The 9188-nt window shown below is 65.4% G+C and carries 9 protein-coding genes and 1 pseudogene; 8 read left to right on the forward strand and 2 right to left on the reverse strand.

From position 1 onward, the window contains the following. Window positions 1-566: 566 nt before the first annotated feature. Window positions 567-2051, reverse strand: coding sequence for a class I adenylate-forming enzyme family protein (locus tag ACF08B_RS41275; RefSeq protein WP_392322186.1), 1485 nt, complete (start codon window positions 2049-2051; stop codon window positions 567-569). After that, window positions 2051-2299 (reverse strand): acyl carrier protein, encoded by a 249-nt coding sequence (locus ACF08B_RS41280; protein ID WP_392322178.1) that lies wholly within the window; start codon window positions 2297-2299, stop codon window positions 2051-2053. The genes ACF08B_RS41275 and ACF08B_RS41280 overlap by 1 nt, the downstream gene beginning before the upstream one ends. Window positions 2300-2525: 226 nt before the next feature. Between ACF08B_RS41280 and paaA the strand changes: the two genes are divergently transcribed. From paaA to ACF08B_RS41320, 8 genes and pseudogenes are all read left to right on the forward strand, one after another. Beyond that, complete coding sequence (gene paaA / locus ACF08B_RS41285) at window positions 2526-3575, forward strand: 1,2-phenylacetyl-CoA epoxidase subunit PaaA (protein ID WP_392322179.1); 1050 nt, start codon at window positions 2526-2528, stop codon at window positions 3573-3575. Then, window positions 3572-3880 carry a 1,2-phenylacetyl-CoA epoxidase subunit B gene (locus ACF08B_RS41290; protein WP_392322180.1) on the forward strand — a complete coding sequence of 103 codons (309 nt, stop codon included), beginning with the start codon at window positions 3572-3574 and terminating at the stop codon, window positions 3878-3880. The genes paaA and ACF08B_RS41290 overlap by 4 nt, the downstream gene beginning before the upstream one ends. Continuing rightward, window positions 3870-4676, forward strand: coding sequence for a 1,2-phenylacetyl-CoA epoxidase subunit PaaC (paaC, locus tag ACF08B_RS41295; protein WP_392322181.1), 807 nt, complete (start codon window positions 3870-3872; stop codon window positions 4674-4676). Before ACF08B_RS41290 ends, paaC begins: the two co-directional genes overlap by 11 nt. Beyond that, window positions 4673-5188 carry a 1,2-phenylacetyl-CoA epoxidase subunit PaaD gene (gene paaD, locus ACF08B_RS41300; protein WP_392322182.1) on the forward strand — a complete coding sequence of 172 codons (516 nt, stop codon included), beginning with the start codon at window positions 4673-4675 and terminating at the stop codon, window positions 5186-5188. Before paaC ends, paaD begins: the two co-directional genes overlap by 4 nt. A 6-nt stretch (window positions 5189-5194) precedes the next feature. After that, window positions 5195-6301, forward strand: a complete 1107-nt coding sequence (locus ACF08B_RS41305; RefSeq protein WP_392322183.1) for a 2Fe-2S iron-sulfur cluster-binding protein — start codon at window positions 5195-5197, stop codon at window positions 6299-6301. A gap of 149 nt (window positions 6302-6450) precedes the next feature. Beyond that, window positions 6451-7299 (forward strand): tryptophan 2,3-dioxygenase, encoded by an 849-nt coding sequence (locus tag ACF08B_RS41310; RefSeq protein WP_392322184.1) that lies wholly within the window; start codon window positions 6451-6453, stop codon window positions 7297-7299. Beyond that, window positions 7289-8116, forward strand: coding sequence for an alpha/beta hydrolase (locus tag ACF08B_RS41315; RefSeq protein ID WP_392322185.1), 828 nt, complete (start codon window positions 7289-7291; stop codon window positions 8114-8116). Before ACF08B_RS41310 ends, ACF08B_RS41315 begins: the two co-directional genes overlap by 11 nt. Window positions 8117-8164: 48 nt before the next feature. Continuing rightward, window positions 8165-9141, forward strand: a pseudogene (locus ACF08B_RS41320) (IS481 family transposase). Window positions 9142-9188: the final 47 nt, after the last annotated feature.

The following is a 9188-nucleotide window of genomic DNA, read 5'->3' on the forward strand; positions in this document are numbered from 1 at the left end:
GGGCAACGGCGTTCACCAGGCCATGCTCGGCATCGCCCGACTCCACAACATGGCCCTCAGTGGATAACCCACACCCCATACGGGACAACCTCTAGAGCCGGCACGGTGAAGGCGCCGGAGCCAATGCTCGGTGCGGGCGTCATTCGACCTGCCGGGCCGGCCTCAGCGTCTGCCTCTCAACTCTCCCGCGCCGCCCCGCGCCGCCCCGCCCCGCCCTCACAGAGGCTCAACTGCATGGCGCTGCGGACCCGCCGATGTGTCTCGTCCGACCACCGGCGGGTCAGCACACAAGAGGGGCACGACGTGTGCCGCCGCTACAGCGGTGAGGGGGCGCCCTCAGACACAGTGCAGCACGGCTGCATCGTGTGCGGTGACGGGGCTCATGCCTACTTCGGGAGACGCTCTGCCGCCCATGGGACGTGCTGCCGGCCGCGTGCGTGAGCACCGCGTGGGCATCTGGGGGAACCGGGCCACGGGTTCGCGCTGCACGTCCTGATCACGGTGACGTCTGTCGGCGATCACCTCAGAGCATGAGTAGGTCTACGCGTTTGCAGTCGTGGAGTGCCTTACGCCTGGTCTCGCAGCAGTCTTTTGATGACCTTTCCGGCCGGGTTGCGCGGTACCTGGCCTATGAACCGGACTTGGCGGGGTCGTTTGTACGGGGCAAGGTGCTTTGCGAGGTGGTCGAGTAGGGCCGGGCCGTCCGTGCCGCCACCGGTGACGACATACGCCAGTGGTAGCTCTCCATAGTCCTCGTCGGGGACACCGACGACCGCTGCATCTCTTACCGATGGATGGGACATCAGGACGCGCTCGATCTCGGACGGGTATACGTTCTGACCGGCCCGGATTATCAGGTCTTTAGAGCGGTCAACCAGGTGAACCCTGCCCTCGGCATCAAAGAATCCCAGGTCTCCGGTGCGAACCCAGCCGTCAATGATCGTCTGTCGCGTGGCCTGGGGATCGTTCCAGTAGCCCTGCATGATGCCCGGGCCCCGCACCACCACTTCGCCGATCTCCCCGGGGGGCAGTTGATGGCCCTGTGGGCTGATGGTACGCACGGACATGCCAGGGATGACCCGGCCACACGGAATCCGCGCCTCTTCGTCTCCTGGCACGGGGTGCTCGCCCGGACCGAGGGTTACGAACGGACCGCCGACCTCTGTCATCCCGTAGACCTGCCGGAATCCGCAGCCGATGCGTTCTGCGGCATCGGCGTACAGGCTCGGGGGCATGGGGGCGGCTCCATAGAGGATTTCGCGCAGCGTAGACAGATCGGTGCTGCTGAACACCTTCGTCCGGAGTATGAACCGCAACATCTGCGGGACCAACCACATGTGTGTGGCTCGGTGACGCTGGACCGCCTCGAGAGCCTTTTGCGGTGTGAACCCCGACAGCAGCACGACAGTCGCCCCGGCGGCCATGTACGTGAGGGAGACGACCATGCTGCCGTGGTACAAGGGACAGCAGTTGACCATCACGATGTCCTCGTGCGGACCGGTCGCAGACAGCCACCCTAGAGCAATAGCACGCAGAGACCTTCCATCGATGACTACCCCCTTTGCCAGGCCAGTCGTCGCCGATGTGTGCAGGATCGCAAGGGGATCGGTGTCGGCACTCATAGCCGGCGCAGCAGGCGTCGCGGTGGTGGGGGTCGCCGAGACGTGGGCCTTGTCAAAGGCCCTGCAGATGCGGATGCTGCCGGGAAGAGGCATGTGCCGCTCCAAGAGAGCGGACTCCCCCAGCACCGCGGTAGCTCCGACCCGTTCAATGACGTCCGCGATCTCGGATCGAGACAGGCTGTGGTTCAGCGGTACAAACACGGCCCCCAGACGGGCGAGTGCAAAGTAGCTCTCCACAACCTCGATGCGGTCTTGGGACAGAACAATGACCCGATCGCCCGGCGCGATCCCCAGTCCGGCAAGCTCCTGGGCCAGTTGGGTCGTACGCTCAGCGAGCTCGCGCCACGTGACAGTGCAGCGTTCGTCGATGAGAGCGACACGGTCGGCGAAACACTGACGGTTGCGCTCCAGCAGCTGGTTAAGCCACATCATGCGCCATCCGGTGACCCGGCGGCGCCTCGATCGGCGGCTAGAAACTCTTCGTAGTCACCGATCGTGCGCAGATGCTCCATGTCGGCAGTAGTGATCTCTTCGCCGGTGTGCCGTTCCATCAGAAGCACCAGCCGTACCAAGTCGCCGGAGTCGATGCCGCTGCTGTGCAGATCGGTGTCGTCGGGCAGTCCGACGTACTCGGTCGTGCCGGTGATTTCGACCAGGAGTTCCCGAATGGTAGTCAACGCATACCTCTCGTATTCGCTGTGGCGGTACCCGGTTCGTCCAGCATGTCTTTGGGCGCCGGGTGGCTGTCTCAACTCGAAGAAGAGGAAGCGGCTGCACCGGACACTCCCTCCATGTGGGTGATATGCATCACGCGGCAAGCGGAAGGTGTACAGGGATAGCCAGGATCCGGGGGCTCCTCTTGTCTCGGTGAAGGAACCCCGATGGAACAAAAGCTAGGGAGTGATGCAGGTGATCGCCCAACCGGCACAAACATCGGCCGTTGAGCCAGCATCACGGGATGACACTCGCTCGTTCGGCGCGGCTTCCGCAGATCCCGTCGTTCGCTTCGAGGAGCTGCTCGCCAGTGGGCAGGCCATCGAGCCGCGTGACTGGATGCCCGACGGTTACCGCAGAATGCTCGTACGCCAGATTGCCCAGCATGCTCACTCAGAGGTCATCGGTATGCAGCCGGAGGGGGCGTGGTTGACCCGGGCGCCTTCTCTCCGCCGCAAGGCAGTGCTGCTGGCGAAGGTCCAGGATGAAGCGGGTCACGGGCTCTACTTGTATGCGGCCGCCGAGACTCTCAGCGCGGACCGCGCAGATCTGTTGGATGCACTGCACCAGGGCCGGCAGCGGTACGCGGCCACTTTCAACTATGCGGCCCTCACCTGGGCCGATGCAGGAGCGATTGCCTGGTTGACCGACGGCGCGGCGGTCATTAACCAGGCACCGCTGTGCCAGACCTCCTACGGTCCCTACGCCCGCGCGATGCGCCGGGTGTGTCAGGAGGAAGCATTCCATGTCAGGCAGGGATATGACCTCATGCGCGCTCTGTGCAAGGGCACACCCGCCCAGCGGGAAATGGCGCAGGACGCTGTCGACCGCTGGTGGCTGCCGGCAGTGGCACTGATGTTCGGTCCGCCTGACACAATCGACGAGAACTCGCGAGCGGCGACCGCGAGTGCTTCTCTCTCTCGTCAGGCCATCGCCTGGGGAGTCAAGCAGCACAGCAACGACGAACTGCGTCAGCGCTTCGTCGACCACTGCGTGCCGCAGGCCGAACGGCTCGGGCTGAGTCTGCCTGACCCCGCCATCCGCTGGAACCCCCAGCGAGGGCACTACGACTTCGGCCCGATCGACTGGGAGTGCTACCGCAATGCCCTCGGCGAGGGCAGCCATGTCGCTCGACAGCGCATCGCGCATCGAGTGGCCGCTCATGAAGACGGTGCCTGGGTACGTGAGGCAGCCATCGCGTATGCCTCAGCCCAGGAAGCATTGGAGGAAGCCCGGTGATTCACGCGCTGCGCGACACAGTGCCGTCCTGGGAGGTGTTCCTGCGCGAGCGCCGGGGGTTCGCACATCAGCATGTGGGCTCGGTGCGCGCCGTCGATGCGCGGACGGCGCTGGAATATGCGCGTGACCTCTACGCACGCCGGGGCGATCCGATGTCGTTATGGGTGGTGCGCTCAGCCTCTGTACACGTCTCCTCCCCCAGCGAACAGAATTCCTTCTTCAGCAACGCCCGCCAACACATACTTTCCCGCTCCCCCGAGTACTTCACGCCTCTCGGACTTCCGGGCCAAAACGATGACGCTTGAGATCCCGCCTCCCGTCCGTTCCGAAGCCGCGCCCCTGCCCCAGAGCAGGGCCGATGTGGCCGTGCTCACCTTGCGTCTGGGCGATGACGCTCTCCTGCTGAGCCAACGGCTCTGCGAATGGATCACCCGGGCGCCGACGGTCGAGGAAGACCTGGCGCTGTCGAACATTGCGCTCGATCTTCTCGGGCACGCCCGTGCCCTGCTCACACTGACCGGGCAGCTTGACGGTACCGACCGCGACGAGGACGCCTTCGCTTTCGCTCGCAGCGACCGGGAGTTTCGCAATGCTCTGCTGAGCGAACTGCCGGCCGACGACTTCGCTGTGCTCATCGCGCGCCAGCTCGCATACAGCCACTACGCCGTTCTGTACTACCAGGCGCTAGCCGACAGATCCCTGCCCGCTCTGGCCTCGGTGGCGGCACGGGTCGCAACAGAGGTCGCCTACCACTGCCAGTACACCGACGGCTGGACCTTGCGGCTCGGTCGTGGAACCGCACACAGCGCCCGGCGCATGCAGGCGGCACTGGATTGGGTATGGCCCTTCACTGCCGAACTGTTCGACGTGGACGAGCCCGTCGGTCGGCTGGACGCAGCAGCCCTGGCTCCCTCTCCTGCTCCGCTGCGCGCGCAGTGGAACAGGAGAATGTCCGACGTGGCGCAGCGGGCGGGCCTCGTCCTGCCCACCCGGGGCGACCAGGCGCGCGGAGGCCGGCACGGAATGCATACGGAGGCCTTCGGCCGACTCATTGCAGAACTCCAATCGGTTCGACGTCAGTTCCCTGGAGGCACCTGGTGAACAGTACTTCCTCGCGGGCAGGCATACAGCCGGCCCCGACCGAAGAGATCCGAACCCGCCTGGAAGCCTTGCCCGACCCCGAGCTCCCTGTACTCACTCTGGGGGATCTTGGTCTGATCCACGCGGTCTTCACCGAACCGTCGGGGCGGTTGGTGGTCGAATACATGCCCACATTCCTTGGCTGTCCCGCCCTATCGGCGATCGCGTCCAGCATCACCCAGGCGCTGGCCGAGTGCGGATACCCAGACACAGCCGTACGACAGGTGCTGACCCCTGCCTGGAGCACTGACCGGATAGGCGCGTGTGGACGCCGCAAACTTGTCGCGCACGGCATTGTCCCGCCCGCGTCTACCGACGCACCAGCCGAAGTACGCGCCGGGCTCGGCTCGCTCTGCCCGAACTGCGGCTCGCGGGACACCCAGCCGCACAGCCTGTTTGGCCCTACCCGCTGTCAGTCCATGCTGCGGTGCGCGAACTGCCGCGAGACATTCGCCTACCTGATCACGGTGTGAGGCGCGATGAACACTCCACGCGACAGGGCCGGTGGCCTTCCAGGTGGTGGCCACGCTGGGGCAGATCACTGGTTCCGTCTCTCCGTCAGCCAGATTCAGCAACTAACCGCCGACGCCGTAGCCGTCACGCTGCATGTTCCCACGAGTCTGGCCGCTGTGTTTGCGTTCCGGGCCGGCCAGCACGTAACGGTCCGCCATCGAGGGTGGGAGCAGCAGAAGCTGTACCGCACCTATTCCGTCTGCCCTCCGCCATCGGAGCCTGACGCACTGCGCCTGGTCGTCGCACGAGCATCTCCTGGCGGGTTCGGCTCCTACGCACTCACCTCACTCACAGTGGGCGAGCAGCTCGAGCTGTCCCGGCCGACGGGTCAATTCGGCCTCTCCCCGGCCGCCCACCACGTACTGATCGCGGGAGGCACCGGCATCGCGGCTATGGCTGTGATGGCATCGGCCGCACTACGCGACGGGTTCGCATGCCGAGTGTCTGTCATTCATGCGGTCCGCAGTTCCGCCGATGCCCTGCTGGCGGATGAACTCGCCGAGATCAAAAACGCGCACATGGACCGTTTCACCGCTGTGTATGTGTTGTCCCAAGAACGGCGCGCAAGCGCATTGACGGGTGGGCGCCTCGACCAGAACATGCTGCTTGCGCTACTGAAAGGACTGGACACGCGGCAGGACACCGCCTTCCGCGTGTGCGGTCCACGTGGCTTGCTGGACGTGACGAGAACCGCCCTTGCGGCCTTCGGTGCTTGCCCTGACAAAATTCGCAGCGAGACTTTCAGCGGGCTGGACGTGCCGCAGGCACTCGCCACACACTCCACGGACGATCCCGATAGGCAATTTCGCGCGGTGATCGGCGGCCACTCCAGCCTCGTGTCCATGCTCCCCCACGATGAGGTGTGCCTGGATGCCCTGCTGCGGGACCGGCCGGAGGTGCCCTATGCCTGCCGCAATGGTGTCTGCGGCAGCTGTCGCGCCAAGGTTGTGGCCGGCTCAGCCAGCTTGAACTCCCAACAGGCGCTGAGCATCGCGGATATCGCGGCGGGCTACACCCTCGCCTGCCGTGCCGTTCCGCGTGCTGCTGGACTCACCCTCGACTTCGACGCCTAGGCCGCTGCCCCAGGCAGCTGTTTCCCCGACTCATCGTTGAACTGAAGAACAACCGATCGGCACACAGACACGTCCACCGGCCCGGCCTGCCGACCGCCCGCGCGCCCGATGGCGCCGACCACTATTCGCCACCGAAAGGGAAATTCTCCATGCACGACGACCCGGGAACGCTCACACACGAACCTGTCGAAGACCCTCTGCTCCGGCCGTTCCCCGGCAGCAGTCCCTACGACGACTACGTGCACGCTGATGTCCTCAACCATCTACAGAACCCGCTGACCGATGCAGCCGATGAGATGAGCTTCCTCATCACCACTCAGGTCATGGAACTCTGGTTTACCCTCACGGCCCATGAGTGGCGTGCTGCCCAGCACGCACTCGCCAGAGACGACATTGCGGCCTCGCTGGATGCCCTCGCCCGCAGCAACCGGACCATTGAGGCAATGCACTTCTCCTGGCGACCGATCAGCGAGATGACACCCACGCAGTTCAGCCAGCTAAGAATCGCCTTCGGTAAGGCCTCCGGCTTCCAGTCGGTGATGTACCGACATCTGGAGTTTCTCCTAGGTCACAAATCAGACACGATACTACGCGCGCATCAAGGCAATCCCTCGGCGCACAATTCTTTGCTCGAGACCTACCAACACCCCTCGCTTTACGACGATGTGCTCAGGTACCTGCACCGTCACGGTCTGCCGGTCCCCGCGGCTGTGTGCGAGCGGGATGTCACTGCTCCCTACGAGTCCAACTCCGGCGTAGTCGAGGTCTGGCGGCGGATCTACACCGGGCCCCCACACCACCCTCTTTTCATGCTGGCCGAATTGCTTACCACCATCGCTGAGGGATTTGAGCGTTGGCGGACCGCACATGTTATGGCCGTGCGCCGCGTCCTCGGCACCAAAACCGGCAGCGCAGGCTCTTCCGGCCTGGCATGGCTGGAGGAGCGCGCCCGAACTCCCGTGTTTCCCGAACTCTGGACGGTCCGCGGTGACCTCTAGGAGCATTTCGGCGTTCGCAGCCGCAGAGGAGAGGCGGGTACTGAGTCTCAAGCCGGTACTCGCGCCCGTCCACGGCCGCTGGGGCAGTCATCCCCACCAGGTCTACGACTCCTGGCCGTCACAGGACCCCGAAGCGCCGTTGGTGGTCCTCCTCCACGGCGGCTACTGGCGCTACGACCGTATGCATCTGACCCCCCTGGCGGCCTTCCTGGCGCAGTGCGGCTTCTCTGTTCTCCTTCCCGAGTTCCGCCGATCAGGAGGAGCAGGCGGCTACCCAGAGACCTTCGACGATGTCGCCTGCATCGTTGACACCCTGCCCGCCGGCCGGCCTTACACGCTTGCGGGCCACTGCTCGGGCGGGCACCTTGCCCTGTGGTGCGCGGCCCGTGCCCTCCTCCCCTCCGACTCTCCCTGGCACACCCCCGGGCTGCCCGACTCCGTACTGGCGATCGCCCCGCTCACCGATCTTGCTGCTACCCGCCGGGACCGCCTCAGCACCGACGCAGCCGTACAGCTTCTCGGCGAGGAACAGTTTGAAGAGCGGCTTCCCCTGACAGACCCGTTGACACTGCTCACGGCGGCCGGGACGACGGGGGTGCGCACAGTGCTGCTGCACGGTGGTGCCGACGAGGAGGTGCCGCATACCCAGTTCGCTGATTACGCCGCCGTCCATCACGACTTGGAAACCATCGTGCTGCCCGGGACAGGGCATTACACTCCCATCGAGCCGGGTGCCCCGGCCGCCCAAAAGGTGGCTCTCACTCTGAAACGTCTGACGGACGAGCACGTCCGCGCCCCAAAAAGACCGACGAGGTGACTGCCGCGCTCTAGTGGCGAAGACCTCCGGTGTGGTGGAGGTGTCTTCGTGTCCCACCGTAAGGCCCGGCTGACCGTTCACGGCACGCGGCTGCTCGTCGAGCGTGTCCGCCCGGGCTGTCCCGTTGCTCACGTGGCGGCTGAGACGGGTGTCTCCCGCATCACGGCCCACAAGTGGGTGCGGAGATTCGCTGCCGAGAATGAGCCGGGGCTGCACGACCGCTCCAGCCGGGCCCACGTGACGCCGCACCGGGCGCCGGCCGAGCCACAGGCGCGAGTGTGCCGACTGCGTCAGGACCGAAAGCTCGGGCCGGCCCGGATCGGCCCGATCCCGGGACTGCCCGCCTCGACGAGCCACCGCATCCTGTCCCGCCACGGCCTGAACCGTCTCGCCTTCCTGGACCGGCCCACCGGACAGATCATCCGTCGCTACGAACGTGAATGGCCCGGCGAACTGGTGCACGTCGACGTGAAACAGCTCGGCCGCATACCCGACGGTGACGGCTGGCGCGTCCTGGATCGGACGGGCAGCCGCACGGCCCAGGACCGGAGTCGGTTTCGACTACGTCCACCCTGCCGTCGACGACCACTCCCGACTGGCCTACAGCGAGACCCATCCGGACGAGAAGGTCGCGACCTGCGCGGGCTTCCTCACTCGAGCAGCTGCCTTCTTCTACCGTCAGGGCATCACCCGTATCGAACGCGTGCTGACGGACAACGGCCTGGGCCTACCGCAAGGGCCCAGGCCTACAAGGCCGCCCAGGCCGAACTCGGCGCAGCCGGCAAGCTCACACGCGCCTACCGGCCGCAGACCCACGGCAAAGTCGAGCGCTTCAAACGCACCCTGCTCAATGAATGGGCCTATCAGCGGCCCTACTCCAGCAACACCGAACACGCCGAAGCCCTCGAACCGTACCTCCGCGCATACCATTACTGCCTACCGCACTCGGAGACCAGCCGACCACCAGCCGTGTCAACTGTCGCGGGTTCTTGAAGACTGACCCCCAGGAGACTTCCGAAAGTTGACCCCCCTTGTCGATCATGGAGGGTGCTGAAGGTGGAGGACTGGGCCG

The sequence above is a fragment of the Streptomyces sp. NPDC015139 genome (assembly GCF_043079785.1).
Taxonomy (GTDB): Bacteria; Actinomycetota; Actinomycetes; order Streptomycetales; family Streptomycetaceae; genus Streptomyces; species Streptomyces albidocamelliae.